At 70.0% G+C, this 26,203-nt stretch carries 27 protein-coding genes; 13 read left to right on the top strand and 14 right to left on the bottom strand.

Going from position 1 to position 26,203, the window contains the following annotated elements; all coding sequences use genetic code 11:
- The first annotated feature begins 6 nt into the window (after positions 1–6).
- From AC3EO4_RS01245 to AC3EO4_RS01235, 3 genes are read left to right on the top strand one after another with little or no spacing between them, the layout of a single operon-like run.
- Complete coding sequence (locus AC3EO4_RS01245; RefSeq protein ID WP_431893041.1) at positions 7–234, top strand: hypothetical protein; 228 nt, start codon at positions 7–9, stop codon at positions 232–234.
- A 3-nt stretch (positions 235–237) separates the two neighbouring features.
- Positions 238–729 (top strand): PH domain-containing protein, encoded by a 492-nt coding sequence (locus AC3EO4_RS01240; protein WP_431893039.1) that lies wholly within the window; start codon positions 238–240, stop codon positions 727–729.
- A complete protein-coding gene (locus AC3EO4_RS01235; RefSeq protein WP_431893037.1) occupies positions 726–2,711 on the top strand; it encodes a PH domain-containing protein in 1,986 nt (661 codons plus the stop codon). Before AC3EO4_RS01240 ends, AC3EO4_RS01235 begins: the two co-directional genes overlap by 4 nt.
- A 205-nt stretch (positions 2,712–2,916) precedes the next feature.
- Here the strand turns inward: AC3EO4_RS01235 and AC3EO4_RS01230 are convergent, their stop codons facing one another.
- From AC3EO4_RS01230 to AC3EO4_RS01220, 3 genes are read right to left on the bottom strand one after another with little or no spacing between them, the layout of a single operon-like run.
- A complete protein-coding gene (locus AC3EO4_RS01230; protein WP_431893034.1) occupies positions 2,917–4,452 on the bottom strand; it encodes a hypothetical protein in 1,536 nt (511 codons plus the stop codon).
- A gap of 44 nt (positions 4,453–4,496) precedes the next feature.
- Positions 4,497–5,924, bottom strand: a complete 1,428-nt coding sequence (locus AC3EO4_RS01225) for a serine/threonine-protein kinase (RefSeq protein WP_431893033.1) — start codon at positions 5,922–5,924, stop codon at positions 4,497–4,499.
- Between the two features lie 4 nt (positions 5,925–5,928).
- A complete protein-coding gene (locus AC3EO4_RS01220; RefSeq protein WP_431893030.1) occupies positions 5,929–7,452 on the bottom strand; it encodes a serine/threonine-protein kinase in 1,524 nt (507 codons plus the stop codon).
- 128 nt (positions 7,453–7,580) lie between these two features.
- Here AC3EO4_RS01220 and AC3EO4_RS01215 point away from each other — a divergent pair, with 128 nt between their 5' ends.
- From AC3EO4_RS01215 to AC3EO4_RS01205, 3 genes are all read left to right on the top strand, one after another.
- Positions 7,581–9,317, top strand: a complete 1,737-nt coding sequence (locus AC3EO4_RS01215; protein WP_379579606.1) for a DEDD exonuclease domain-containing protein — start codon at positions 7,581–7,583, stop codon at positions 9,315–9,317.
- A gap of 17 nt (positions 9,318–9,334) precedes the next feature.
- Complete coding sequence (locus AC3EO4_RS01210) at positions 9,335–9,622, top strand: Lrp/AsnC family transcriptional regulator (RefSeq protein ID WP_358123825.1); 288 nt, start codon at positions 9,335–9,337, stop codon at positions 9,620–9,622.
- A gap of 400 nt (positions 9,623–10,022) precedes the next feature.
- A complete protein-coding gene (locus AC3EO4_RS01205; RefSeq protein ID WP_379579608.1) occupies positions 10,023–10,145 on the top strand; it encodes a hypothetical protein in 123 nt (40 codons plus the stop codon).
- Positions 10,146–10,305: 160 nt separating this feature from the next.
- Here AC3EO4_RS01205 and qcrB read toward each other — a convergent pair whose 3' ends face one another.
- Genes qcrB through ctaE form a run of 4 tightly spaced genes read right to left on the bottom strand, consistent with a single transcriptional unit; the run spans position 10,306 to position 14,501 of the window.
- Positions 10,306–11,958 carry a cytochrome bc1 complex cytochrome b subunit gene (qcrB, locus tag AC3EO4_RS01200; protein WP_379579610.1) on the bottom strand — a complete coding sequence of 551 codons (1,653 nt, stop codon included), beginning with the start codon at positions 11,956–11,958 and terminating at the stop codon, positions 10,306–10,308.
- Positions 11,955–13,064: a cytochrome bc1 complex Rieske iron-sulfur subunit gene (qcrA, locus tag AC3EO4_RS01195; RefSeq protein WP_431893025.1), complete on the bottom strand. Its 1,110-nt coding sequence runs from the start codon at positions 13,062–13,064 to the stop codon at positions 11,955–11,957. Before qcrA ends, qcrB begins: the two co-directional genes overlap by 4 nt.
- Positions 13,061–13,870 carry a cytochrome bc1 complex diheme cytochrome c subunit gene (qcrC, locus tag AC3EO4_RS01190; RefSeq protein WP_379579614.1) on the bottom strand — a complete coding sequence of 270 codons (810 nt, stop codon included), beginning with the start codon at positions 13,868–13,870 and terminating at the stop codon, positions 13,061–13,063. Before qcrC ends, qcrA begins: the two co-directional genes overlap by 4 nt.
- A gap of 16 nt (positions 13,871–13,886) precedes the next feature.
- Positions 13,887–14,501 (bottom strand): aa3-type cytochrome oxidase subunit III, encoded by a 615-nt coding sequence (ctaE, locus tag AC3EO4_RS01185; RefSeq protein ID WP_379579616.1) that lies wholly within the window; start codon positions 14,499–14,501, stop codon positions 13,887–13,889.
- A 197-nt stretch (positions 14,502–14,698) separates the two neighbouring features.
- On the opposite strand from ctaE, the gene AC3EO4_RS01180 reads away from it, so the two are divergent.
- The 3 genes from AC3EO4_RS01180 to AC3EO4_RS01170 all read left to right on the top strand — a co-directional run bounded on the left by AC3EO4_RS01180 (position 14,699) and on the right by AC3EO4_RS01170 (position 16,817).
- Positions 14,699–15,097, top strand: a complete 399-nt coding sequence (locus AC3EO4_RS01180) for a hypothetical protein (RefSeq protein ID WP_358124718.1) — start codon at positions 14,699–14,701, stop codon at positions 15,095–15,097.
- A gap of 7 nt (positions 15,098–15,104) precedes the next feature.
- Positions 15,105–16,151, top strand: a complete 1,047-nt coding sequence (gene trpD, locus AC3EO4_RS01175; protein ID WP_431893022.1) for an anthranilate phosphoribosyltransferase — start codon at positions 15,105–15,107, stop codon at positions 16,149–16,151.
- A gap of 438 nt (positions 16,152–16,589) precedes the next feature.
- Positions 16,590–16,817: a hypothetical protein gene (locus AC3EO4_RS01170; protein WP_379579619.1), complete on the top strand. Its 228-nt coding sequence runs from the start codon at positions 16,590–16,592 to the stop codon at positions 16,815–16,817.
- A 55-nt stretch (positions 16,818–16,872) separates the two neighbouring features.
- Here AC3EO4_RS01170 and AC3EO4_RS01165 read toward each other — a convergent pair whose 3' ends face one another.
- Both AC3EO4_RS01165 and AC3EO4_RS01160 read right to left on the bottom strand, forming a co-directional pair.
- Positions 16,873–17,721: a cytochrome c biogenesis CcdA family protein gene (locus AC3EO4_RS01165; protein WP_431893019.1), complete on the bottom strand. Its 849-nt coding sequence runs from the start codon at positions 17,719–17,721 to the stop codon at positions 16,873–16,875.
- Positions 17,722–17,751: 30 nt separating this feature from the next.
- The gene (locus tag AC3EO4_RS01160; RefSeq protein WP_431893017.1) at positions 17,752–18,288 is read right to left on the bottom strand and encodes a TlpA family protein disulfide reductase; all 537 of its coding nucleotides are present in this window, start codon (positions 18,286–18,288) and stop codon (positions 17,752–17,754) included.
- Positions 18,289–18,505: 217 nt separating this feature from the next.
- On the opposite strand from AC3EO4_RS01160, the gene AC3EO4_RS01155 reads away from it, so the two are divergent.
- Positions 18,506–19,198: a sensor histidine kinase gene (locus tag AC3EO4_RS01155; protein WP_431893015.1), complete on the top strand. Its 693-nt coding sequence runs from the start codon at positions 18,506–18,508 to the stop codon at positions 19,196–19,198.
- A gap of 21 nt (positions 19,199–19,219) precedes the next feature.
- On the opposite strand, the gene AC3EO4_RS01150 is transcribed toward AC3EO4_RS01155, so the two are convergent.
- The 4 genes from AC3EO4_RS01150 to ctaC form a co-directional block, all read right to left on the bottom strand.
- Positions 19,220–20,404 (bottom strand): L,D-transpeptidase, encoded by a 1,185-nt coding sequence (locus AC3EO4_RS01150; protein WP_379580262.1) that lies wholly within the window; start codon positions 20,402–20,404, stop codon positions 19,220–19,222.
- A gap of 145 nt (positions 20,405–20,549) precedes the next feature.
- Positions 20,550–20,945, bottom strand: a complete 396-nt coding sequence (locus AC3EO4_RS01145; protein WP_379579627.1) for a cytochrome c oxidase subunit 4 — start codon at positions 20,943–20,945, stop codon at positions 20,550–20,552.
- A complete protein-coding gene (gene ctaD / locus AC3EO4_RS01140) occupies positions 20,942–22,600 on the bottom strand; it encodes an aa3-type cytochrome oxidase subunit I (RefSeq protein WP_379579629.1) in 1,659 nt (552 codons plus the stop codon). Before ctaD ends, AC3EO4_RS01145 begins: the two co-directional genes overlap by 4 nt.
- Positions 22,597–23,355: an aa3-type cytochrome oxidase subunit II gene (gene ctaC, locus AC3EO4_RS01135; protein WP_379579631.1), complete on the bottom strand. Its 759-nt coding sequence runs from the start codon at positions 23,353–23,355 to the stop codon at positions 22,597–22,599. Before ctaC ends, ctaD begins: the two co-directional genes overlap by 4 nt.
- Positions 23,356–23,552: 197 nt before the next feature.
- On the opposite strand from ctaC, the gene AC3EO4_RS01130 reads away from it, so the two are divergent.
- On the top strand, positions 23,553–24,686 hold the full coding sequence (locus AC3EO4_RS01130; RefSeq protein ID WP_431893012.1) for a cysteine desulfurase family protein: 1,134 nt from the start codon (positions 23,553–23,555) through the stop codon (positions 24,684–24,686).
- Between the two features lie 64 nt (positions 24,687–24,750).
- Positions 24,751–24,996, top strand: a complete 246-nt coding sequence (locus tag AC3EO4_RS01125; RefSeq protein ID WP_379579636.1) for a sulfurtransferase TusA family protein — start codon at positions 24,751–24,753, stop codon at positions 24,994–24,996.
- 1 nt (position 24,997) lies between these two features.
- Here AC3EO4_RS01125 and AC3EO4_RS01120 read toward each other — a convergent pair whose 3' ends face one another.
- The gene (locus tag AC3EO4_RS01120) at positions 24,998–25,645 is read right to left on the bottom strand and encodes a nitroreductase family protein (protein ID WP_431893008.1); all 648 of its coding nucleotides are present in this window, start codon (positions 25,643–25,645) and stop codon (positions 24,998–25,000) included.
- A 100-nt stretch (positions 25,646–25,745) separates the two neighbouring features.
- Between AC3EO4_RS01120 and AC3EO4_RS01115 the strand changes: the two genes are divergently transcribed.
- Positions 25,746–26,192, top strand: a complete 447-nt coding sequence (locus AC3EO4_RS01115; RefSeq protein WP_431893006.1) for a MarR family winged helix-turn-helix transcriptional regulator — start codon at positions 25,746–25,748, stop codon at positions 26,190–26,192.
- The last annotated feature ends 11 nt before the right edge of the window (positions 26,193–26,203 follow it).

Raw genomic sequence — 26,203 nt, 5'->3', positions numbered from 1 at the left:
GACGGCATGAAGGGAATCGTCGAAGTGGTCGGAACCGTGCTCCTCATCCAGGGCGTCGGCGGTGTGATCAACACCGTCCTCGGCTGGTGGGGCTGGGCGCACGACTTCCTGATCATCAACCGCCTGCCGTTCCTCGACGGCTACGAGGTGTTCGCCGGCATCGCGCTCGGCGTCCTCGGTTTCGCGCTGCTGGCGGCGGCCAACTCCATGAAGAAGAAGAAGGAGACGAGCTGAACCATGGCCGAGCTCGCCCTTCGCCCACCCCGCAATCTGGCCGACCCCCGCGCCGCCACCTGGTGGACCGTGCAGGCGTTCATGCTGGCCCTGCCCCTGGTGGTGGCCATCGCCGTGGCGTACTGGTTCTTCACGCCGCACCCGGTCGCGCTCGGCACAGCGGCCGTGGCCGTCTCGCTGGCCTGCGTGCTGCTGGCCGCGGTCGCGCCGCGCGCCTACTACCGGGTCCAGCGATGGGAGATCACCGACGAGGCCGTCTACGTCCGCTCAGGCTGGATCACCCACACCTGGAGGGTGGCGCCGATGTCACGCATCCAGACGGTCGACACCGCGCGCGGCCCCGTGCAGCGGATGTTCGGGCTCGCCGACGTCACGGTGACGACCGCGTCCGCCGCCGGCGCCATCAAGATCGAGGGGCTGGACCACGAGCTCGCCGCGGAACTGGCCGCCAGGCTCACCGCGATCACGCAGGCCACACGGGGAGACGCCACGTGACCACCCACCAGGGGACCGAGAGCGGCGTCAGATGGAGCACGCTGCACCATAGGATCCCCCTCGCCAACGCGGCCCTGTCCACGACGGTCGCCGCGCCCGCCGCGTTCGCCCTGACGCGCTTCCTCCTCGACAAGGACATCGCCCGCGAGCTGGTCATCGCCTGTGCAGCGGGCACCGTGGCCCTGGTGCTGGTCGCCGGCTACGTCTACGGGGTGGCCCGGCTGCGCACCACCCGCTTCAGGCTCACCCCCGACCGGCTCGAACTGCGGGCGGGGATCCTGGTGCGCCAGCACCGCTCGATCCCCCGTGACCGCGTGCGCAGCGTCGATGTCAAGGCCGATGTCGTACGGCGGGCACTGGGCCTGGCCGTCGTCAAGGTCGGCACCGGCGAGCACACCACGGGCGAGCACACCGAGCTCACCCTGAACGCGATGGCCGCGCCCGACGCCGAGGCGCTGCGCCGCACCCTCCTGACGGGGGCGGGTGCGGCCACGCCCGGCCATGCCGCCTTTTCGCCCGCGCTCGCCGCGCCTTCCACGCTCACCGGGCCCTCCGCGCCTTCCACGCTCGCCGGGCCTTCCACGCTCGCCGCGCCCGGCCCGCCTTTCGCGGCCGGCGCCGAGCACGAGGAGAGCGGCCTGGCCGTGGCCACGCTGCGGTGGAGCTGGATCAGGTACGCGCCGCTGTCCATCTGGGTGTTCGTCGGCGGCGCGATCGCGATCGGGGCGATCAAGAAGGTGCTCGACGTGGTCGGCATCGACCTGTTCAGCACCTCGGCCGCCAAGATGGCCTGGGAGTGGCTGGTCGGCAACCCGTGGGTCGCGATACCGGTCGTCCTGGCCGTCAGCCTGCTGGTCGGGCTGGTCGGCGCGGTGGGCCTGTTCGCCGAGTCGTGGGGGAACTATCGCCTGGAGCAGGAGGCCAGGACGCTGCGGGTCCGCAGAGGGCTGCTCACCACCCGCTCGCTCACCATGGAGACACGCAGGCTGCGCGGCGTGACGGTGGCCGAGCCGCTGCTGCTGAGGCTGGGCGGGGGCGCCAAGGTCAGAGTGGTGGCGGTCGGGCTGCGCAAGGCCGAGGGGCAGGAGAGCGAGGAGGTGTCCGCGCTGACCCCGCCGGTCCCCCGCGCGGAGGCCTTCCGCGTCGCCTCCCACGTCCTGCACGCCGCGTCCACCCCGGCTCCTGCCACCCACCCCACACCAGCGCCGGCTCTCGCGCCGACGCCAACGCCTGCGTCCGCGTCTGCGTCTGCGTCTGCGTCTGCGTCAGGCCATAGTGCTCATACTCGCCTTGGGAGCCCTGAGAGCCCTGAGAGCCCTGAGAGCCCTAGGAGCGTGGGGAGCCCTGGGAGCGTGGGGAGCCCTGGGAGCGTGGGGAGCCCTGGGAGCGTGGGGAGCCCTGGGAGCGTGGGGAGCCGTGGGAGCGATGGGAGCCGTGGGAGCGATGGGAGCCGTGGGCACGCGGCCTCCGTCCCTGGGGAGGCCGTGGGAGAGGTGGGGTGGGGGCAGTTGGCGCCGCACCCGCGAGCGGCCAGAGGGCGGCGCACGCGTCAGGCGCTCCTCATGGTCGCCGTGCTCACCGCCGCCATGGGAATCACCGAGTGGCTGACCGGCTGGATCCCGCTCGCCGCGTGGGCGCTGCCCGCCCTGGCCCTCCCCGCCGCCCTGGCTCTGGCCGCCGACGCCTACAGGGGGCTCGGGCACCGGCTCAGCGGCGGCCACCTGCTCACCAGGGCGGGTTCGGCGGGGCGCACCACGGTCGCGCTCGACACGGGCGGCATCGTCGGCTGGCGGATCAGGCAGTCCTTCTTCCAGCGCCGCCTCGGACTCATCACCGTGGCCGCCACGACCGCGGCGGGCGACGGCCACTACGACGTGCTCGACGTGGGCACCACCGAGGGGCTCGACCTGGCGGCCCGTGCCGTGCCGGGGCTGCTGGGCCCGTTCCTCGTCCAGAGCACCGGCACGCGCCGACAGGGCTGACCCGCCGACGGCGGGTCAGCCCTGTCGCCGTCGAGGAGCGGGCCGGCCGCCGTCGACGGCGGGCCCGCCCTGCCCCGTCCGTTCTCCTACGACCCCGCTGGACGAGCGAGTCTCCCTACCACCCCGGCCGGACGAGCGAGTCTCCCCACAACCCCAGCCGGACGAGCGAGTCTCCCCACAACCCCAGCCGGACGAGCGAGTCTCCCTACGACCCCGGCTGGGCGAGCGAGGTGAGGATCTCCTTCGCGATGATCATGGCGCCGTCACGGGCCTCCTTCTCGCCCAGCACCTTGACCTTGGGCGAGTTGGTCGGCTCGTCGGCCCCGAGGTCCGCCCCCGCGAACGAGGCATGGATGACCGTGGGGCCGAGCCTGACCACGACGTCGGCGCTGCCGTTGAACACGGCGTTCTTCTTGTCGACCCAGTACTGGATGTAGGCGTCGTCGCCGAGCCCCTTCACCTTCTCGATCTTGCCCCAGGTGACGCCGCCGAACGAGCTTCCCTCCGTCGACCTGGCGTTGCCGATCTTGGTGGAGAAGCGGCTCAGCGCGGCGGTCGGATCGCCCGCGCCCGCGCGGTTGCTGAACACCTGGATCGTGAGGAGCGCGCTGCGGATCCTGCGCCTGCCCTCACCTGCGGACGCGTTCAGGTTGAGCCAGCGGCACTCGCTCTCCTTCACGCCCGCGACATCGTTGGCCCTGGCGCGCTCGGTGGCGCCGGGGACGAGCTTCGTCATCGCGGGCGACATCCGCTTGCACGCCGGGGGCAGCTGAGCCACCACCGTGGGCGTGGAGGACGGCGTCGGCTTGGGGGGCGCGGACGGCGACGAGCTCGGCTCGGCCTTGGCGAGCTGATCCGGGTGGGCCCGCTTCCACTCCGCGGCGGACTTGGCCAGATGGGTCAGCAGGATGCCGACCTCGCGCAGCGCGTTCTCCTCGCTGACGGACTGCGTGCTCTCGTTCGAGAGGATCTTGGTGTCCTTGCGCTGCTGGCTGGCCTCGTAGCGCACCTCGATGATCAGGTCGTCGACGCGAGCCCTGCCCTCGCCGAAGGAGTACCAGAGCAGCTTGTCGCGCCGCCACGTGTACTGGCCGAAGGCGCCGTCGCCCACCCCTGCGTACTCCTTGACGGGCGAGTAGTAGTCCTTCTCCCCTGGTTTGGCGTCGTCCTTCTTCGGATTGTTCGCCTTGTAGGCGAAGAAGCCGCGCTCCGCGTCGTGCGACTGTTGCGCCTGCGTTCTGCCGGTCTTCGGCCCGTCGGGCTTGTGCTGGGCGATGGAGACCTTGATCTCGCGGCTGCGCCAGAACTCGCCATAGGAGATGCGGCGGTTGGTCCAGTCGCAGGAGGAGTAGACGGCGTGGTCGGCGTCGCGAGAGCGCTTGTCCACGGTCGCCGCGGGCACCAGGCGCTCGGTCTCCGCGGCGGGGAGCATGGCGCAGACGTCCAGCGCAGGTGCCGCGGACGGGACGTCGGAGGGCGAAGCCGTCTCGACGGGGGTGGCCTTGGAGGTGGGCGTGGCGGGCTGGTCGGCGGCGGTGGGCCTGGCGTACAGGAGGAAGGCGCCCGCGCCTGCGGCGATCAGCACGACCGCGGCCCCTGCCGCCACTGTCGGCAGCACCCACGAGCGGCGCTTCGGCGGTGGGGGCGGCGGCGCCGACGGCATGGTCGGCACCTGCTGGAACTGCCAGTCCGGTGCACGGTACGGGTTGGTGGGAGGGGGATCGTCCTGACTCCAAGACATGGGCATGGATGCTAGCCGCTGTGATTGCAATTGACTTGCACTGGTCAACCTCGAAGCGAGGATGTGACCTGCCGCGCCGCCTCCACCGCCACCCGCTGCCCCGCCGCGTCCACGCCCTTCACCTCCAGGGTGTGGTAGACGACCTCCGCGGTGAGGTTGCTGTCGCGCAGCGCCACGCGGTACCGCGCCTGGCCCGTGTCGCCCGTGCCTATCTGGTAGATCTCGTACGAGTCCTGGGCGAAGGCGGCCTCTCCCACGCTCTGGACGTCCCTGATCTTGTAGGTGGACTTCCTGAAGATCGAGCCGTCGGAGGAGGCGGCGGCCGACCGGTCGTTGTCGAACACCAGCTTCGCCACCTGCGGCCCGTCGTGGCCGCCCTGCGGCCGGTGCACGGCCAGCCGCAGGCTGATCGAGCGGTCGGCGCGCGACCCCTTCCAGACCTGCCACGCGCACCTGCCCGGCATCGGCTTGTCCCTGCGCACATCGCCGCCGCCCAGCAGGGCGCCGGCCTGGGCGTCGGTGAGCAGCGTGCAGGCGTCGGGCAGGTCGGCGAATCTGCCCTGATCCCCCTCCCCCGGTACGGCGAAGGCGTAGGTCACGCCGCCCACGACGGCCACCGCCGCGACCGCCAGCGCGGCGGGCAGCTTCCATTTGCGACGAGGGCGGAAGGCGACGGGCGTGGTGTTCGTCGAGCCGGTGAGCCGCTGCCGCGCCTCCCGCGGATGCGGCCGCCGTTCGGGCTGCTTGGCCAGCAGGTCGAGGATCAGCCTGCCCAGTTCCCTGCCCGCCCGCTCCGGCGGCGGCGGATCGTGCAGCAGGACGGCGGCGGCCACCGCCGCCTGCATCTCCCTGTGGAAGGGCGCGCGGCCCTCGACCGCGGTGTAGAGGCTGGCGCCCAGCGAGAACAGGTCGGAGGCGGGGCCCGCGGGCAGGCCGTTCAGCCGTTCGGGCGGCATGTAGCCGGGCGAGCCCCCTCCGCCGACGCCGCCCACGGGCGCCGCCACGCCGAAGTCGGTGAGCATGGCGCTGCCGTCGGCGTCGAGCAGGATGTTGGCGGGCTTGACGTCCTGGTGGAGGATCCCGTGCGCGTGCGCCACTTCCAGCGCCGACAGCACCTGGAGGCCGATGCGGGCCACGATGTGCGGCGGCAGCGGCCCGCTCTCCTTGATGATCTTGTCGAGGGAGCGCCCCGTCGCCAGATCCATGATGATCCAGGGCAGCCCCTGGTCGAGCACCACGTCGTGGACCATGACGATCGACGGGTCGCGCAGCCTGCCCGCCGACCGGGCCTCGTGGATGGCCTGCTCGACGAAGGCCGCCCGCCCCGCCGCGTCGAGCTGCTGGGGGATGCGGACCTGCTTGACGGCGACGTCGCGGCCGAGCCGTTCGTCGCGGGCGCGCCACACGGTGCCCGCACCGCCCTCGCCGAGCCGTTCGGCCAGCCGGTATCGACCGGCGAGCACGTACTCCACGTCGCTAGCCCCCGCTCCGCAGCGCCTGCTCGCTCTGCCGGGCGACAGTGAGCGCGGTCCGCTTGACCTGGTCGTCTGTGGGCCTGCTTGCCAGCGTGGTGAACTCCACCTGGATCACCAGGTTGGCCACGCGGTACATCACCACGGCGGTGTGGACCCTGCCCTGGGCGCTCAGCTCGTAGGTGTAGCCCTCCTCACCGACGCCCTGCAGCGGCTGGGCCTTGCTGACCTTGGCGGTGAACGGCCCCTTCGCGCCGATCTCCTTCCACGACCACTGCAGCTCCCGGTACTTGCCGATCCACACCCGCTGGCTCTCCATCAGCCTGCGCGCCGACTCGGTGGTCATCGACCACGGCTGCGGGGTGTCGGAGTCGCGCTGCGCCACCACCGACACTCCCCTGCCGCTGACCGTCCAGTCGCAGGACACGCCGAGCCTGTCGTCGCTGTCCGCGACGCTCTGCACGCCCTTGGGCGGCTGGCCCGTGCCGAGCACCTCACCGACCTGGGAGGGGGTCAGCAGCCCGCACATGTCGACGGGAAGCGTGAACGCGGTGGGCGCGGCCGTACCGCCCCGCGAGAACACCAGGGCCGCGGCGACCGCGCCCGCGACGACCACGGCGCCCGCGGGGACGAGCCACAGCCACCACCGGCGCCGCGAGCGCGGCCGCGCGATCACGCCGGGGACGGTCGGGTCCTGGCGCGCCAGCGGCGGAGCGGACTGGCCCACGGCGACCTGGCGCAGCGCGTGGACGGTGCTCCACGGGTCGGGACGCGCGGCGGGATGCCTGGCCATCATCGCGCTCAGCACGGGTGCCAGCGGGCCCGAACGGTGCGGAGGCCTGGGCGGCATGGTCAGCGTCGCCTTGATGCGCTCCATCGCCGTGCCCTCGTAGGCGGAGACGCCCTCGGCCGCGGCGAACAGCGTCGCGCCCAGCGACCACAGGTCACTCGGCGGCCCACCGGCCTCCCCTTCCAGACGCTCGGGCGCGATGAATCCCGGCGAGCCGATCATCAGGCCGGCCTGGGTCAGCGTCGCCTGGCCCTCCTGCCTGGCGATGCCGAAGTCGGTCAGCACGACCCGCCCGCTGTCGGTGAGGAAGACGTTGCCCGGCTTGACGTCGCGGTGCTGCAGGCCGCGCGAATGGGCGGCGGTCAGCGCCTCCAGCACGTCCGCGCCGATCCTGGCGACCGTCGCGGGCGGCAGCGCGCCCTCCTGCGTGATGGCCTCGCCGAGCGTACGGCCGCGCAGCAGCTCCATGATCAGCCATGGCCTGCCGTACTCGACGATGACGTCGTGGAGCGCCACCACGCCGGGATGGCGCAGCTGCGCGGTGGCCTGCGCCTCCCGCACCGCCCTCGCGACGGCCTCGGCCCTGCCCTGCTCGTCGAGGCCTTCGGGCAGCGTGAGCTCCTTGACCGCCACCTCGCGGTCAAGCATCTCGTCTCTGGCCAGCCAGACCTTGCCCATCCCGCCGCTGCCCAGCGGCCTGATCAGGGTGTAGCGGCCGGCGAGTCGTCCCCCGGACATAAAGGGGAGAGTAACGAATAATCTCCCCCCGTGAGGTCCGGCCGCCTCGCCCGCGACCCCTCACCTGAGGCCCGCAGGTCAGCCCGGTCTTCGCCGGGTCGCCCGAATAACTGTCGGTCGACGTCTCTATGGTCTTGGACGTGGACGCGGTTCAAGGCACTCTCGACGAGCTCGGCACCCCGCTGAGCGAGGTCACCTTCGTCGTTTTCGACCTGGAGACCACCGGCGGCTCGGCGCACGAGCACGCGATCACCGAGATCGGCGCGGTCAAGGTGCGCGCGGGCGAGGTGATCGGCGAGTTCGCCACCCTCGTGGACCCCGGTGGACCGATCCCGCCGTTCATCTCCGTGCTGACCGGCATCACCGACTCGATGGTGATGGCGGCCCCGCGCGTCGAGTCGGTGCTGCCCAGCTTTCTCGAGTTCATCTCCGGCGCCACGCTGGTCGCCCACAACGCCGCCTTCGACACCGGCTTCATCAAGGCCGCCTGCGCCGCGCAGGGCTACCCCCCGCCCGTCAACCCGGTCGTCGACACCGTCGACCTGGCGCGCAGGGTCCTGACCCGCGACGAGATCCCCAACGCCAAGCTCTCCACGCTCGCCAGGTTCTTCCACAGCCCCGTCGAACCGTGCCACCGGGCCCTGCAGGACGCCAGGGCGACCGTCGACGTCCTCCACGGCCTGATCGCCCGCGCCGGCTCGTTCCAGGTGCACACGCTCGAAGAGCTCAAGTCGTTCGTCCGCGCCCCCACGCCCGAGCAGCAGCGCAAGCGCCACCTCGCCGAGACGGTGCCCCACGCCCCAGGCGTCTACCTGTTCGAGGACGCCCGCGGCGAGGTCCTCTACATCGGCAAGTCCACCAACCTGCGCAACCGCGTCCGCTCCTACTTCACCGCGAGCGAGACCAGGCCCCGCATCCGCGAGATGATCGGCATCGCCGAGCAGGTCCGCCACATCGTCTGCGCCACCCCGCTGGAGGCCGAGGTCAGGGAGCTGCGCCTGATCGGCGGCACCAAGCCCCGCTACAACCGCAGGTCCCGCTTCCCCGAGAAGGTCGTCTGGCTCAAGCTGACCGACGAGGCCTTCCCCCGGCTGTCCATCGTCCGCGAGCTGAAGGACGACGGCGCCGCCTATCTCGGCCCCTTCACCAGCGCCAAGGCCGCCGACGACGCCCGCACCGCCCTCCACGAGGCCGTGCCGCTGCGCCAGTGCACCGAACGCCTCACCCTCAGGACCTGGCGCCCCGCCTGCGTGCTGCACGAGATGGGCAGGTGCGGCGCCCCCTGCGAGGGCAAGGAGACGCCCGCCGACTACTCCCTCCACGTCGACAGCGCCCGCAAGGCCATGGCCACCGACGTCTCCCTCGTCTTCGCCGCCCTCGAGGCCCGCATGGAGCGCCTGTCCGTCGAGCAGCGCTACGAGGAGGCGTCCGTCGACCGTGACCGGCTCGCCGCCTACGTCCGCACCGCCGCCCGCATGCAGCGCCTCACCTCCCTGACCCGCATCCCGCAGATGGTGGCCGCCAGCCCCGCCTTCGACGGCGGATGGGAGATCCACGTCGTCCGGTACGGCAGGCTCGCCGCCGCCGGCCACATGCCACGCGGCGCCCACCCCACCCCCTTCGTCGAGGCGCTCGTCGCCACCTCCGAAACCGTCGCTCCCGGCGCCGGTCCCATCCCCGCCGCCAGCGCCGAGGAGACCGAGTGCATCCTGCGGTGGCTGGAGGGGCCGGGCGTGCGGCTGGTCGAGGTCGACGGCGAGTGGGCGTTGCCCGCGCACGGCGCCGCCCGCCACAAGGCCCGCATCGACCTGGCCTACCAGCGCCTCGACCACCGCAGCAGGCGCGAGGGACGGCCATTGCGGTAACCCGATACAGTTGGGGCATGGTCACGGCAATCGTTCACATCAACGCCGAGGTGGACCGGATCCCGGAGATCGCGCAGACGATCGCCGAGATCGACGGCGTCAGCGAGGTCTACTCGATCACCGGCGAATACGACCTGATGGCCATGGTGCGCGTCGCCGCCTACGAGCAGATCGCCGAGGTCATCCCCGGCCGGCTCAACAAGGTGCCGGGCGTGCTCAACACCTCGACGCACATCGCGTTCCGCACGTACTCCAAGCACGACCTCGACGCCGCCTTCTCCATCGGCCTCACCGAATCCGACTGACCCGGCGCCCCTCGGCACCCGTCTTCGGGCCCGGCAGGCGCTCCGGGGCCGCCGGTCTCCCGCGGGGCCCATCGCCCCTGAGCCGGATCCGCGTCCTTCCGCCGTCCGTTCTCCACGGCACCATCCAACTTCCGCGGGACCATCCAACTTCCGCCGGGCCATCCGTCTACCGCAGGGCCATCCGTTTCCGCCCGGGCCATCGGCCTCTACGGCAAGCCGGGTCCAGCCCACCGCGGGGCGCGGGGCCGGGGCCCGTCCATCACGCCACTCCAGCAGGACTCCGGCGGGCCGCCGTCACGTCGCCCGTGACGCCCTGTCCGTCGCCCTCCCCCGCCACGCGCGCTCGGTGACGCGTATCCCTGGACAGACGCCCGCCCCGTGACGGGGGTGGCGGCTTGGCGTGCCTGCCGTACAGGCCGGGTCCACGCCCGCCCTGGACCACCCGGGCATGACGGGAAGGCGTCCGCCCGAGACCGCCGTCGGCCTCACCAGGACGCCCGCCAACGACCACATCGGGACCTGACGACCGCACTCGCCCGGGACCACCTTCGGCCTTCCACGAAGACGCCCACCTCGAAGACCGACCGCAGGGCCTGCCGTCCCGTGAGAAAGGTCGCCGGGGACGCGGAAACGCCCCGGCTCGGACGGATGGTGTCCGGGCCGGGGCGTTTCGCTTGGTGGAGCTAGTGCGTCAGGCTGCGGTCGTCGCCGCTGGTGATCTCGGCGTGCTCGTCGCCGTGACCGTGGCCGTGACCGTCGTCCAGCGGGATCTTCTCCCCGCCGTACGCCTTCGACATCCGCCCGCGCAGCTTGCCCAGCGGGCCGCGCATGCCCTTGGGCGGGATGCCCTCGCTGTCGACGTCGACGTCGACCTGCTGGATGGCCTCCTTGCCCCGCATGTGCGCCTCGATGTCCTCCGCCGGCGGCGTGTGGATCTCGATGAACTCGCCGTGCGGCAGCCGCTTGATCACACCCGACTCCACGCCGTGCCCGATGACGGCGGCGTCGGAACGCTGCAGGCCCAGGCAGATGCGGTAGGTGATGATGTAGGCGATCACCGGACCGATGATCACCGCCACGCGGCCGATGTAGGTCGTCCAGTTCAGGCTGATGTAGAAGTTGGCCGACAGTTCGTCGTTCGCGCCGAGCAGCCACAGCACGCCGTAGAACGTGATGGCGGCCATGCCGATCGAGGTGCGGTGCGGGTTGTTGCGGGGACGGTCGGCGATGTGGTGCTCGCGGTTGTCGCCGGTGATCCACCGCTCCAGGAACGGGTACAGCGCCAGTCCTGTCATCACGATGCCCATCGGCACGAGCGCCGGGATGATCACGCTCAACGGCAGCGTGCCGAACTCGCTGGACCCGAAGATGTTGATCTCCCATGGCGGCATCAACCGCAGGGAGCCTTCGAGGAAGCCCATGTAGAAGTCGGGCTGCGAGCCGGCCGAGATGTCGGCGGGGGTGTAGGGGCCGAACGCCCAGATCGGGTTGATCTGCGCGAACGTCGCCAGTCCCGCGACCATCGCGAAGGTGAACAGGAAGTACGCCCCGGCCTTGAGCATGAACGCGGGGTAGAACGGCGCGCCGACCACGTTGTGGTTGTCGCGACCCTTGCCGGGCATCTGGGTGTGCTTCTGCACCCACATGAGCACCATGTGCGCCGAGATCAGCGCCAGCAGGATGCCGGGGATCAGCAGGATGTGCAGCGAGTAGAACCGGGAGATGACGTCCTCGCCCGGGTACTCACCGCCGAACAGGAAGAAGGTGATGTAGGTGCCGACCAGCGGCAGCGAGATCGCCACGCCCTCGGTGATGCGCAGGCCCGCGCCGGACAGCAGGTCGTCCGGCAGCGAGTAGCCGGTCAGGCCCTCGGCCAGCGCCAGCGTCAGCAGCAGGACACCGATCACCCAGTTGAGCTCGCGCGGCTTGCGGTATGCACCCGTGAAGAACACGCGGAGCATGTGCACCATCATGCCGGCCACGAACAGCAGGGCGGCCCAGTGGTGGATCTGCCGCATGAGCAGGCCGCCGCGGACCTCGAAGCTGATCTCCAGCGCGGAGGCGTAGGCCTCCGACATCATGACGCCCTTGAGCGGCTCGTACGAGCCGTCGTAGACGACGTGCATCATGCTGGGCTTGAAGAAGAACGTCAGGAACGTGCCGCTCAGCAGCAGGATGACGAACGAGTAGAGCGCGATCTCGCCGAGCAGGAACGACCAGTGGTCGGGGAAGACCTTGCGCAGGTTGCGCTGGAGGAAGCTGCCCGCGCCGAGCCGGTCGTCGAGGTAGGTCGAGGGGCCGCCGATGGCCTTGGGAACCGTCGTCAGCTCGCTCATGCGTGGCCTCCCTCGGACCGGACCTTCGCCTCGGCGTCGCCGCGCTCCCAGAAGCTGGGGCCGACGGGCACAGCGAAGTCTCCCTTGGCGATGAGGTAGCCCTGCTCGTCGACCGCGATGGGCAGCTGCGGCAGCGGCCTCGCGGCCGGGCCGAAGATGACCTTGGCACCGTCAGCGGCGTCGAACGTCGACTGGTGGCAGGGGCACAGGATGTGGTGCGTGGTCTGCTCGTAGAGGGCGGCGGGGCAGCCGACGTGCGTGCAGATCTTGGAGTAGGCGACGATGCCGTCGTGGGTCCAGTTCAGGTTCACGCCCGACTTGATCTCCTCGGGGCGGAACTTGATCAGGATCAGCGTGGCCTTCGCCAGGGCGTTGAGGTCGTGCTCGTAGCCCTCGGGGACCACCGACAGGATGCCGCCGGGCGAGTTGAAGTCGGCGGCGCGGATCGGCTGACCCGTGCCCTCGACGACGAGCTTGAGCGGCTTGCCCTCCTTGTTCTTGGTGCCCCACACCGTGTGGCGGAGCTCCTTGTGGAAGGCGGAGGCGGGCATCTTGGAGTTGTCGAGGTCGCGCAGCAGCACCAGCGGGATCAGCCCCAGGGGGGCCGAGGCCAGCAGCAGCGTACGGCGCAGCAGCGGCCGCTTGACGAAGCCGCTCTCCTTGGCACCCTGCAGGAACGTCTCGGAGACGTAGTTCCTGGTCTCGCCGTCGGAGGCCATCGCGTGGCGCTCCTGGACCAGCGTGTACTTCGGCATGACCTGGCGGACCCAGACCACGATGCCGGCCGCGAGGCCGAGCAGCGCCACCGTCAGCGGCGCGCCGAGTGCCAGGTTGGAGACCGCCGTGCTGTCGACGTCGCCCACCTGGAAGACCACGTAGTTGACGATGAACACGAGGGCGGCGATGAAGGTGACCGTGAAGCAGAGCGCCACGATCCTCTCGCCCTTGCGGGCCTTGCCCTCGTCGGGGTAGTAGACGCCGGGAACCTCCACGTCGTCCGACTTCTGCTCCGCCGGGATCAACGTCTTGCCGTGCGGAGGAGTGCCGATGACGCGCTTGGGGACGCGCTCGTCCGGCTGCTCGATCTCATGTCCGTTGTCTGTCATGACGCCTGTCGCTTCTTAGCGGTGATCCAGATGGCGGCCAGTACGAGGGCGCTGATGCCCACGAGCCACGCCACGAGGCCCTCGGTGACCGGGCCGATGCGGCCGAGACCGAAGCCTCCGGGGTCCTTCTGCTCGCGCACATCGGTGATGTACGCGATCATGTCGCGCTTCTCCTTGGGCGTGATCGTGGAGTCGTTGAAGACCGGCATCGCCTGCGGGCCGGTGGCCATCGCCTCGTAGATCTGCGTGGGCGTCGCCTCGTTCAGGTTCGGCGCGTACTTGCCCTGGGTGAGAGCGCCGCCGGCACCGGTCCAGTTGTGGCACTGGATGCAGTTGGCGCGGAAGAGCTCACCGCCCCTGGCCACGTCGCCCTGCGCGGGGTCGACCGCGTTCTTGTCGGGGACGACGGGTCCGCCGCCGAGCGACTGCACGTAGGCGGCCAGCTGGCGGGTGGTGTCCTCGTTGACCCACTCGGGGGTGGGCTTGCGCGGTGCCTGGGCGCCAGGGTTGGCCGCGGGCATGCGGCCGCTGCTCACCTGGAAGTCGACCGCCGCCGCGCCCACGCCGACGAGCGTGGGTCCGGAGGCTGTCCCCTCGGCGTTGAGGCCGTGGCAGCTCGAGCAGTGCGCCTGGAACAGGCTCTTGCCTTCGGCGACGTCGTCGGCCTTGCCGGACGCCAGAGCGGCGTCAGCCGGCCTGCTGGCCGGCGTGATGAGGGTGTACACCCCCCCGACCAGCGCCAACGCGAAAAGCAGGACGGCGTATCTCGCGAGCGGATGCCGCCGCCGAGCGGTGATCCTAGTCACAGAGATCCCCGTTTCCTTACTGGATGATGTAGATGGTCGCGAAAAGGCCGATCCAGACAACGTCAACGAAGTGCCAGTAGTAGGACACGACGATCGCGCTGGTCGCCTGCTCATGTGTGAAGCGCTTCGCGGCGTACGTGCGTCCCAGCATGAACAGGAACGCGATCAGTCCACCGGTCACGTGGAGGCCGTGGAAGCCCGTGGTCAGATAGAACACCGAGGTGTAGGCGTTCGCGGAAAGCGTCGCACCCTCGTGGGCGAGCTGCATGTACTCGTAGATCTGGCCGCCGACGAAGACGGCGCCCATGAGGAAGCTGACGAGGTACCAGAAGCGGAGCTTGCCGACCTGACCCTTTTCCGCGGCCCACACGCCAAGCTGACACGTCACACTCGACAGGACCAGGATGATCGTGTTGACCGTAGAGAACGGAATGTTCAGCTCTGCCTCGGGCCAGGCCTTGCCCTCGCCGAGACTCACTGACCGGATGGTGAAGTACATCGCGAACAGCGCCGCGAAGAACATGAGCTCAGAGGACAGCCACACGATCGTCCCCACGCTGACCAGATTCGGCCGGCGGGACGAGTGAGCCGTCGTCGTCGTAATTGCGGATGCTGTCGCCACGGGCAGCATTATTGCGGCTCTGGTGGTCGGGTCGCCGCACGACCCCCCGTTAGTGGACCCGAACACGCCCACAGCCTGGGACAATTAGTGCAAAACGCCCGCCGAGCCCGGCGGCCTGGGTTTCCGCCTGAAGGCACCGGTACGATCCCAGGTGACCATACTGCTACCACCGATAGTGAGCTGCGACCGTGAGCACCGACGACACCATGAGGGTCCTCGTCTACAGCGACGACGCCAGGACCCGCGACCAGGTACGGCAGGCCATCGGGCGCCGTCCCGCAGCCGACGTCCCGCTGGTGGAGATCGTGGAGTGCGCCACCCAGCCCAAGGTCCTGCAGTTGCTCGACTCCGGCACGATCGACGTGGCCGTGCTCGACGGCGAGACCCAGCCCGCGGGCGGCATGGGTGTCAGCAAGCAGGCCAAGGACGAGGTCTACGACTGCCCGCCGATCCTGCTGCTGGTCGCCCGCAAGGACGACCGGTGGCTGGCCAACTGGTCGCGCGCCGACGCCGTCGTCCCGCAGCCGCTGGAGCCGATCGCCGTGGCCGACGCCGTCGCCACCCTCATGCGCCAGCGCTCCGCCACCCGACTCAACGCGAAGTAGGTTCGCCATGGACGCTCGCACCACCTGGCCCGCGCTGCTGTCAGCCCTCCTGGCGGGGGAACACCTGACCGCCGACGAGACGGCGTGGGCGATGCGGGAGATCATGTCGGGCTCCGCCACCCCCGCGCAGATCGCCGGGTTCGCGGTCGCGCTTCGCGCCAAGGGCGAGACCGTCGCCGAGGTGACGGGCCTGGCGCGGACGATGCTGGAGCTCGCGACCCCGCTGAAGGTGGAAGGGCCCGTCCTCGACATCGTCGGCACGGGAGGCGACCGCGCCCACACGGTCAACGTCTCCACGATGGCGGCCATCGTCGCCGCGGCCGCCGGTGCGCGCGTGGTCAAGCACGGCAACAGGGCCGCCTCCTCTTCCTGCGGCGCGGCCGACGTCCTGGAGTACCTCGGCATCAGGCTCGACCTGCCGCCCGAGTCGACCGCGCGAGTGGCGGCCGAGGCCGGCATCGCGTTCTGCTTCGCGCCCGTCTACCACCCCGCGCTGCGCTTCGCCGGGCCGCCGCGCAAGGAACTGGGCATCCCGACGATCTTCAACTTCCTCGGCCCCCTGACCAACCCGGCCCGGCCTTCCGCGCAGGCCATCGGCGTCTACGACGCCCGCATGCTGCCCGTCCTGGCCGGCGTCTTCGCCGAGCGCGGCGTCTCCGCGCTGGTCTTCCGCGGCGACGACGGACTCGACGAACTGACCATCGCCACCACCTCGACGGTGTGGGTGGTACGCGAGGGCACGGCGACGCAGACCGTCTTCGACCCCGCGGTGCTGGGCATCGCGCGCGCCGAGGTCGGCGCGCTGCGCGGCGGCGACGTGGCCTTCAACGCGCAGGCGGTGCACGACCTGCTGCGCGGGAAGAGCGGTCCCGTGCGCGACGCGGTACTGCTCAACGCGGCGGCGGCGCTGGTGGCGGCCGACGGCCCGGGCGACGACCTCGACTCGGCGATGATCGACGGGTACGCGCGTGCCGTACAGGCGGTCGACTCCGGTCGCGCCGCGGAGACGCTCGACCGGTGGATCGAGGTCAGCCGCACCCTCAGCCCCGCCTGACCGCTCCCCCGTCACCGGAGAGCGCCGGCGCGACCCGACTTCGCGGCTCCGCACGAGAGCGCCGGTCTCCGCCAGGCGCAGAGACGGCTTCCGCGCGGCCCGACACTGGGACCGCTCCGACGACCGGGCACGCCCGCGTCCAGGCGGTTACGGCCGGCCCTTGGGCGCGAGCCGCCCTCCCCGAGCGTGCGCTCGGCGGCCGGCTTCGGTGTGCGTCCTGGAGGGCCGCCCACGGACAGGTCGGCGGCCGAGCCGCCCACCAGTAGCGATCTACAGTGAGTCACGAATACATAGCGGTCGGTAACGTTTGGTGGCCCTGATGACGATGGGTCAGGTGAGTTCCACGTTCGCTCGTGCCCGCCGAGGTTCCCAGGAGTGACAGCCGCCCGGGTCTGGTCGACGGGCCGGACGGTGACCTCTCACCAACGGGAGCCATACGTGACAGACGGACGAGTGGTGTTGTTCATCGTCGTGGCGTTCGCCGCGTACATCGTCGGCCGCCGCTTTCAGCAGATGCTGGACCTGTGGCGGAGGTGGCGGGGCACCAAGGCGGCCCTGCCGGGCATGCGCAAAGACGCGTGGCGGGGCGTTCGCACGCTGCTCAAGGTGGGGCTCGTGGCCGCGGTCCTGTTCTGGGCGGTCACCCACATCCACCACCTCATGTGAACAACGGTCGGCTCTCCGACTCGCGAGGCCGCCGGTTCTCCCGGGCGTGCCGCGCTCATCTCCCGCGTGATCCGGTACGGCTCCGCCACAGCCCGAACGCGGCGGCCAAGGCCACGGCCAGCACGAGGGCGATCCAGCCCGCGCCCATGACCGCGACCCATCCCGCCACCGTGCGCTGCACGGCTCTCATGACGCCGACGATCGGATCGCGGGTCGAGGCGCCCGCGAAGACGCGCAGCTGGTACCAGCCGTAGTAGGCGACGTACAGCCCGGCGAGCAGGAGCAGACCGCCGCCGATCCGTGAGACGTACGGCAGGATCCGCCGCAGCCGTCCCACGACCGCGCCTCTGGCCAGCGCGACGGCCAGCGACAGCAGGGCGACGACCAGCCCCATGCCGACCGCGTAGGCCACGAAGACCGCCAGCCCGCCGAGCACCCCGCCGCCGACCAGGGCGGCGGAGACGACGGCGAGGAACGGGCCGATCGTGCACGACAGCGAGGCCACCGCGTAGGACAGCCCGTACCCGTACAGCGATCGCACCGACATCGCCGGACGGCCTGCGGCGAGCCTCGGCGTGCGCGGCGACAGTTCTCTGCCGCTCAGCAGCCACAGCCCCATGGCGGCGAGGGCGACGCCGATCACGATCGTCAGCCAGGGCAGGTACTCCCCCACGGATACGGCCAGCGGTGTGAGGACCAGACCGGCGAGGCCGAAGACGGTGACGAACCCGCCCGTCATCGCGGCCGTGAGTTTGAGCGCCCGCGGCACGGCGCCGGAGGGAGCGTCCGTGTCGTCGGCGAGGAGCATGGTCAGGTAGGCGGGCAGCAGCGCGAAACCGCACGGGTTGAACGCGGCCAGGGTGCCCGCGGTGAGCGCCAGCGCGAGCGGCAGGTCGGCGCTCACCACCATCGGGGTCCCGGCGAGGGCGTCGGGCTAGCCGGCGAGCAACTGCTGGACATAACCGCTCAGCTCCTGGGTGGTGAGCGGCCCCCATTCCATCCTGTTCGAGCCGTCCGGCCTCATGAACACGAAGGTGGACTGCTCGCTGACCCCCAGCTTGGTCCAGACCACGCCCTTGTCGTCGGACAGCTGCACGATGGTGCCGGTGCGGGTGCGCTGGACGAACTCCTTCATCGCCGCCTCGGTGTCGAGGCCCGCGACACCGATGAAGGCGACGTCACGGAACTTGGCCGAGGCCGCCCTGACCGCCGGAGCCTCGTCGTGGCAGTCGACGCACCACGGCGCCCAGAACCAGAAGACCACGTGCTTTCCCGCCAGGCTCTCGCCCTTGAACTCCTCGCCGTCCAGGGTCCTGGCGGTGAACCTCAGCGCGTCGGGAACGCTCGCGGTGACGGCGGAGGACAACGGCTTGCCGCGAAGCGCGCCGGCTGAGCCGTCCCCCTGCACTCCGCACGCGGCCGTCAGCAACGCGGCGATCATGAGGACCGCCGCCGTACGGGTCCCCACCATCGCTCCAGCATAACCCCGGCCCCTCCTGCCGAACGGGCGGCGGCACCCACGACGAGAGCGGCCGTGAGCGGGCAGCGGCTCCGGGGCAGAAGAGTGCCCGCGCCGGCCGTCGTGGCAGGCCGCAGCGGGCAGCGCCGGGGCCCTACGCTCGGGGGCGGAGTGGAGATCCGCCGCCAAGCGGATGCGTACCGGGCAGCCCGCGCCTACGCTCCGGGCCATGCCGCCTCTCCTGTCATGGCTGGCCGCCGTGACCACGGTAGTCCTGTGCCCGACCGTCCTGCTCCTGCTCCGGCTCCGCGCCCGCGTGACGGCCGACCTGGCCGCCGAGCGGACGGCTCGGGAGGAGACCCTGAGGCGCGTCCTGATCGTCCAGGAGCTGCACGAGGTCGTGGCGCATCGGGTGAGCGTCATGACCCTCGGCATCGGCGCGGGCAGGATGACCATGGGCAAGGACCCCCGCAGGGCCGCCGACACCCTCAGGGACGCGGAGGAGTCGGGCCGCCAGGCGCTCGGCGAGCTCCAGCGCATGCTGGGCATCCTGAGCGCGGTCACGGGCGTCCCGCCTTCGCGAACCCCGCAGCCCCTCCTCGACGACCTGCCCGACCTGCTCCACGAGGCCCGCACGGGCGGTCTCCAGGTGGACTTCACCCAGGACGGCACACCGGTGCCGGCCGCCCCTGGGGTGGAGTTGTCCGCTTTTCGCATCGTCCAGGAGGCCCTCAGAGACGCCGAGGGCGCTTCCAGGGCCAGTGTGACCCTGAGGTGGCGACAGGGCTTCCTGGAGGTCCTGGTGAGCGGTGACGGCCCTTCCATGCCTGAGGGCCGGCTGATGCGCGAGCGGGCCGCCCTCGTGGGCGGCACCGTCACGATCGAAGGAGGCGCGGTGCACGCGCGCCTCCCCCTCCGCTGACCCGCCGGCGGCGGACGGCGGCTACAGCGCCTCGGTGGTGGAGGACTTCAGCGAGCTCCACTTGAGCCACTCCTTCCAGTTCTCCTGCCAGTGCCCCCACCCGTTGGTCGGCTCCAGCGGCCGTGGCGAGCCCGTGATGATGATCGGGTCGCCGATCAGCGTGTTCTTGATGAACCACGACGCGTTCGTCGGGCTGATGTTCACGCAGCCGTGGCTCACGTTGGCGTAGCCCTGCGACCCGACCGACCATGGCGCGCTGTGCACGTACTCGCCCGAGTTGGAGATCCTCACGGTGTTGTAGACGGTCAGCTGGTAGTAGCCGGCCTGTCCTGGGCCGATCCCCGGCGAGGTCATGACCGTCACCGGCTCCCTGGACATCGCCAGGTGGATGCCGGAGGTCGTGTGGTACTTCCACACCCCTCCCTGGCCGGCGCTCATCGGCATGTTCCTGATGACCTTGCCGTCCCGCTTCACCTTCAGGTGGTGATTGCCGGTGGTGCCGGAGGTGATCTGCTCCCTGCCGATGGTGAAGTCGAGGGTGTGGTCGCGCTTGCCGTACATGCCGGCGCCGCCCCGCACGCCCGTCAGGCGCGCCTCGAGACGCACCTTGGTGCGCGCGGGCCAGTAGACCTTCGGCCTGAAGTCCACGTGCCTCGAGTCGAACCAGTGCCAGGCGCCCTCGACCGGCTTGGAGGTCTTGACGACGAGGTTGCGCTCGACGGACACGCGGTCCGTGATGTCCTTGTCGAAGGTGATCATGATGGGCATGCCGACGCCGACGGTGAGGCCCGTGTCGTACTTGTGGGGCGCCAGCTGCTCGATGCTGAAGGAGCTGGTCGCCTTGACCGTGGTGAAGGTGCTGGTGGTCTTGGTCGTCTGGCCCGCGGAGTTGGCGACGAGCGCGGTGACGGTGTAGGAGGTGCCGGGCCGGGCATAGCGCTTGCTGCGCCACTGCGTCCGGTCGGCGCTGAGCTCGCCGGTCAGGCCGCCGGACGCGCCGGTGATGCTGACGCTCCTGAGCGTGCCGCCGCGCGCGGAGACCAGGACCGTCTGGTCGGTGGGCACGTTGCCCGTCTTGTCCGCGGGGATGATCGCCACGCTGGCGGGTGGTGGCCCCGCGCTGGGCGAGGCGATCCCCACGGGCGTCCCCGCCGAACACGCTGTGAGTACGGCGAGGGCAAGCGCTCCAGCCGAACCTTGGGTCATCCGCCCCACGGGTACTCTCCTCTTCTTCGAACCCCTAACGTCCCCTTACTACCCTCGGTGATCGTTTCGCCACATTCGGCGGGAAGTAAAAAACGCCAAAAGCGGGCGCCCTCGGACAGGGCACCCGCTTCGGTATGGGGTGGGGTCAGTGAGAGAAGTTGCCCCGGTAGTACTGGAAGACGAATCCGACCATCGCCATGATCACCAGGAAGACACCGATCAGGAACATCCACAGGCCGATCACGAAACCGACGAACGCGAACGCCGCCGCGAGGCAGACGAACAGCGGCCACCAGCTGCTCGGGCTGAAGAATCCGATCTCACCGGCGCCGTCGCTGATCTCGGCCGTCTTGTTGTCCTCCGGCTGGTCGCCGATGCGACGAGCCGTGAACATCAGGTAGTAGCCGATCATGAACGCGAAGCCGACGGAGATGGCCATGGCCGTGGTGCCGACCGGCTCCTTGGACCAGAACCAGTAGACGACGTCCACGCCCGCGAAGAACAGTCCGCAGAGCAGGAACAGCCAACCCTGAACCTTCATCGGGCCTCAACCTCCTCGGGCTTGGCCGACACGTGCGGGTAGTGGAGGTCGAACGCGGGGCGCTCGGACCTGATGCGCGGCAGCGAGGTGAAGTTGTGCCGCGGCGGCGGGCAGGAGGTCGCCCACTCGAGCGAGCCGCCGTAGCCCCAGGGGTCGTCGACGGTGACCTTCGGCGCGCTGCGCCAGGTCTTCCAGACGTTGTAGAAGAACGGCAGCGTCGAGGCGCCGAGGATGAAGGCGCCCACCGACGAGATCATGTTCAGGTCGGTGAAGCCGTCGGTCGGCGCGTAGTCGGCGTAGCGCCGGGGGAAGCCCACCATGCCCAGCCAGTGCTGCACGAGGAACGTGGTGTGGAAGCCGATGAACAGCAGCCAGAAGTGGACCTTGCCCAGCTTGTCGTTGAGCATCCGGCCGGTGAACTTGGGCCACCAGAAGTAGAAGCCCGCGAACATCGCGAACACGACGGTGCCGAAGACCACGTAGTGGAAGTGGGCGACGACGAAGTAGCTGTCGCTGATCTGGAAGTCCAGCGGCGGGGAGGCCAGGATGACGCCGGTCAGACCGCCGAGGAGGAAGGTGATCAGGAAGCCCACCGAGAACAGCATCGGCGACTCGAAGCTCAGATGGCCTCGCCACATGGTGCCGATCCAGTTGAAGAACTTCACGCCCGTCGGCACCGCGATGAGGAACGTCATGAACGAGAAGAACGGCAGCAGGACCTGGCCGGTGGCGAACATGTGGTGCGCCCACACGGTGATCGACAGACCGGCGATCGAGATGGTGGCGGCCACGAGGCTGATGTAACCGAAGATCGGCTTGCGGCTGAAGACCGGGATGATCTCGGTCACGATGCCGAAGAACGGCAGCGCGATGATGTAGACCTCGGGGTGGCCGAAGAACCAGAACAGGTGCTGCCACAGCATCGCGCCACCGGTCTCGGGGGCGAAGATGTGCGTGCCGAGCTTGCGGTCGGCCTCCAGCGCCAGCAGCGCGGCGGCCAGCACAGGGAAGGCCATCAGCACGAGCATGCTGGTGAGCAGGATGTTCCAGGTGAACATCGGCATCCGGAACATCGTCATGCCGGGCGCGCGCATGCAGATGATCGTGGTGATGAAGTTCACCGAGCCGAGGATGGTGCCCAGACCGGACAGGGCCAGACCCATGATCCACAGGTCGCCGCCGACGCCGGGCGAGCTGATCGCGTTCGACAGCGGGGTGTAGGCGAACCAGCCGAAGCTCGCTGCGCCGTTCGGGGTCAGGAAGCCGCTGACCGCGATGATGCTGCCGAACAGGTAGAGCCAGTAGCTGACCATGTTGAGGCGGGGGAACGCCACGTCGGGCGCGCCGATCTGCAGCGGCATGAGCTCGTTGGCGAAGCCGGCGAACAGCGGCGTCGCGAACATCAGCAGCATGATCGTGCCGTGCATGGTGAACAGCTGGTTGAACTGCTCGTTCGTGGTGACCTGCAGCCCCGGCTGGGCCAGCTCGGCTCGCATGATGAGCGCCATCACGCCGCCGATGAGGAAGAACACGAACGACGTGATCAGGTACAGGTGTCCGATGATCTTGTGATCGGTGGAGGACAGCCACTTGGCGATCACCAGGCCCTTACGGGTCGGCTGCGCCGTGACTGAGGGTGCTTGGATGGCGGTCACTGGGCTCTCCCAGCCTGGGTCGTCATGTACTGGTCGAACTCAGCCTGCGAAACGAGCTTGACCCTGAAGAGCATGCGGCTGTGGTCGACGCCGCACAGCTCGGCGCAGCGACCCGCGTAGACGCCCGGCTTGTTCAGTGTGGTGATCTCGAACTTGTTCTTCTCGCCGGAGATGCCGGGGATCACGTCACGCTTGAACATGAAGGCGGGAACCCAGAACGAGTGGATCACGTCGTCAGCGTCCAGCTTGAACAGGACCTTCTTGTTCACGGGAAGCACCAGCTCGGGCGACTGGGGGGCCTTGTAGTCGCTGACCGGCATGCCGACGACCTTGGCGGTCTTGCCACCGGCGTCGGTGGTGAACCGCCAGCTCCACTGGAAGCCCTCCACGTGGACCGTCACGTCGGGCTGCGCCGAGACGCTCATGAGCTTCGTCTCGTCGCGCGCGGTGAAGAAGAAGAACACCGAGACCATGACGAGCGGCACGACCGTGTAGAGGATCTCGATCGGCAGGTTGTAGCGAACCTGCGGAGGAAGCTCGGCCGAGCTCTTTCGCTTGCGATGGAAGATGCACGCCCAGATGATCAGGACGATGACGACGAGTCCCGTGGCCAGCGCCGCGATCCAGGCCCCATTCCACAAGTTCGTGACGACGTCAGCCTGCTCGGTGACCCCCTCGGGAAGGAGTCCACGCGACCAGTTGGCCTCGGGCACGTCATTTGCACAGGCCGTCGCGGAGGCCAGCAGCAACGCCAAACCGGCGGCGCTCGACACTCTGCGCCGGCCCAACGGACGCCGCTCAGTACGGCGGGTCGGACTCACGGATCGCCTACCCCACAGATGAAGCCCAGGAGTCTCTCCTGGGCGCTCGTATTTCCATATGCACAGCTGATTGCAGACACATTAGCGTGGGGGGTGGTCGGCTCCCCGCTCACCCCCGTTAATGTCTCGATGTGCCTTACTTCGACGCGGCATCGACCGAGCCCCTGCATCCCCGGGCGCGTGAGGCGCTCATCGCGACCCTGGACGCGGGCTGGGCCGACCCCGCGCGGTTGTACGGCCAGGCCCGCCGTGCTCACCTGCTTCTCGAACAGGCACGCACGGAGGTGGCCGAGGCGCTCGGTGCCAGGCCGGACGAGGTCTCGTTCACCTCTTCCGGCACCCAGGCCGTGCATCTCGGCGTGCTCGGCACCCTACACGGCAGGCGAAGGGCAGGGCGTCACCTCGTCACCAGCGCGGTGGAGCACTCCAGCGTCCTGCACGCCGCCGCGGTGCACGAGGCCGAGGGCGGCACGGTCACCAGCGTGGGCGTCGACCTGGCGGGACGGGTGGATCTCGGCGCCTTCACGACGGCCGTCTCGGCCGAGGGCATCGCGCTGGCCTGCCTCCAGACGGCCAACCACGAGGTCGGCACTCTGCAGCCGGTCGCCGAGGCGGCCGCGGCGTGCCGGGAGCACGGGGTTCCGCTGCTGGTCGACGCCGCCCAGAGCGCGGGCCGGCTGCCGGTGCCGCAGGGCTGGTCGGTGCTGACGGCGAGCGCGCACAAGTGGGGCGGTCCTGCGGGGGTGGGAGTGCTGGCGGTCAGGAAAGGCACGCGCTTCCGCTCCTTCCTGCCGGAGGACGAGCGCGAGCGCCGCAGGGTGCCGGGGTTCGAGAACGTCCCCTCGATCGTCGCCGCCGCGGCCGCGCTGAAGGCGATGAGGGAGGAGGCGGCACAGGAGAACGCCCGGCTGTCCGCGCTCATCGACACGATCAGGGAGCGGGTCCCCCAGCTCGTCCCCGACGTGGAGGTGATCGGCGACCCCGTCGACAGGGCGCCGCACATCGTCACCTTCTCCTGCCTGTACGTCGACGGAGAGGCGCTGCTGACCGAACTGGACAAGGCGGGTTTCGCGGTATCCTCCGGTAGTTCGTGCACGGCTAGTACGCTTCGTCCATCGCATGTTTTGGAGGCGATGGGCGTGCTTACGCATGGAAACGTCCGGGTATCGCTGCCCAGGGGCGCTTCCGCGGCCGAGGTGGACAGGTTTCTCGCCGTCCTCCCCGAGACGGTGCGCCGGATCCGTCAAGACGCAGGGGTCGTATGACCAGGCTCGTTGAGGTCGTCCAGAGACGCGGCACGGTGGTCATGAGACCGACGAAGGGGGCCTCGTGACCGTCGCAGCTCAGCCGACTCTGACCATCGACGCACTCGGCAAGAAGTGCCCGATCCCGATCATCATGCTCGCCGAGCAGATCAACTTCGTGCCGCTGAACGCCATCGTCGCCGTCCTCGCCGACGACCCCGCCGCCTACACCGACGTGCCCGCCTGGTGCAGGCTCAAGTCGCACCCGCACGTGGGCACCTACGAGCTGCCGGGGGGCGGCTGGGAGATCCACGTCCGGCGCAACTACTGACCTACCAGCGCTCCCAGTGCAGGACCTCCTCGCGCGGGATCCTGCGCGCCGGCCTGAAGTCCGTGCCGATCGTGAACGCCAGGGGCACGAACGCGGCCAGCATCACCTCGTCGTACGGCACGCCGAGCACCGCCGCCAGCTCCCGTTCGAGCGGTGCGTGGGCGGTGGTCCACACGGTGCCGAGCCCCCTGGCCCTGGCGGCGAGCATGAAGCTCCACACGGCGGGCAGGATCGATCCCCACGTCATGGACTGGTCGAGTGCCGAGGCGCCGTCGGTGCGCCCCTCCACCGCGGGGATGACGAACGCGGGGACGCGGTGGATGTTGTCATAGAGGTGGCGCAGCCCGTCTGAGATGCGCTCCATGGAACCGGGGTGCGCGTACATACGGCGCAGGTCCCGCTCGTTGACCGGGCGCCCGCCTCCGGTCTCGAGCGCGCGCCGGAAGAGGTCTCCCACGAGCGCCCGCTGCTCCTCGTCCGTGACGACCAGGAAGTGCCAGCGCTGGCGGTTGCGCCCGGTCGGCGCCTGGGTGGCCAGGTCGACGCATTCCTCGATCAGCTCGCGAGGCACCGGCCTGGTGAGGTCGAGACGCTTGCGCACGGCGCGGGTGGTGGACAGCAGCTCGTCGGGTGTCATCGCGAACTCCATCTTGTCATCAGACAATCTCTTGGCAGAACGTATGAGCACAGACGATCTGATGTCAAACAAAGAGTGGTAGGCTGACCCTGCAGAATGAGGAGAGGATCCGATGCAGGTCAGGCCGACGTACTTTCCTCGGCTCGCCGGCGAGCGGCTCGACATCGCGCTGTGCAGGGCCTCGGCCGCCGTCGCCCGCGCCGCCGACACCCACGCGGCGGAACAGGGTCTGGGCGTGGGCCAGCACCTGGTGCTGAAGATGCTCGACACCGTCGGCCCCTGCTCCCAGCAGGCGCTCAGCGAGGAACTGCGCATCGACCGCAGCGTGATGGTGACGATCTGCGACGACCTGGAGCGGGGCGGGTGTGTCAGGCGCGAGCGCAACCCTCACGACCGGCGTTCCTACGCTGTCACGATCACCGACGCGGGAAGGCGACAGCTCGCCGTGGCCGAGCGGTCCATCCCCGGGCACCTCGACGACACCTTCAAGGCGCTCACGCCCGACGAGCGCACGCAGCTCGCCACGCTCCTCGGCAAGCTGCTGGGCATCCCCGGCTGACGAGCGCACCG

The organism is Nonomuraea sp. bgisy101 (genome assembly GCF_057708945.1).
This window is presented reverse-complemented; position numbering and strand designations above follow the sequence as displayed.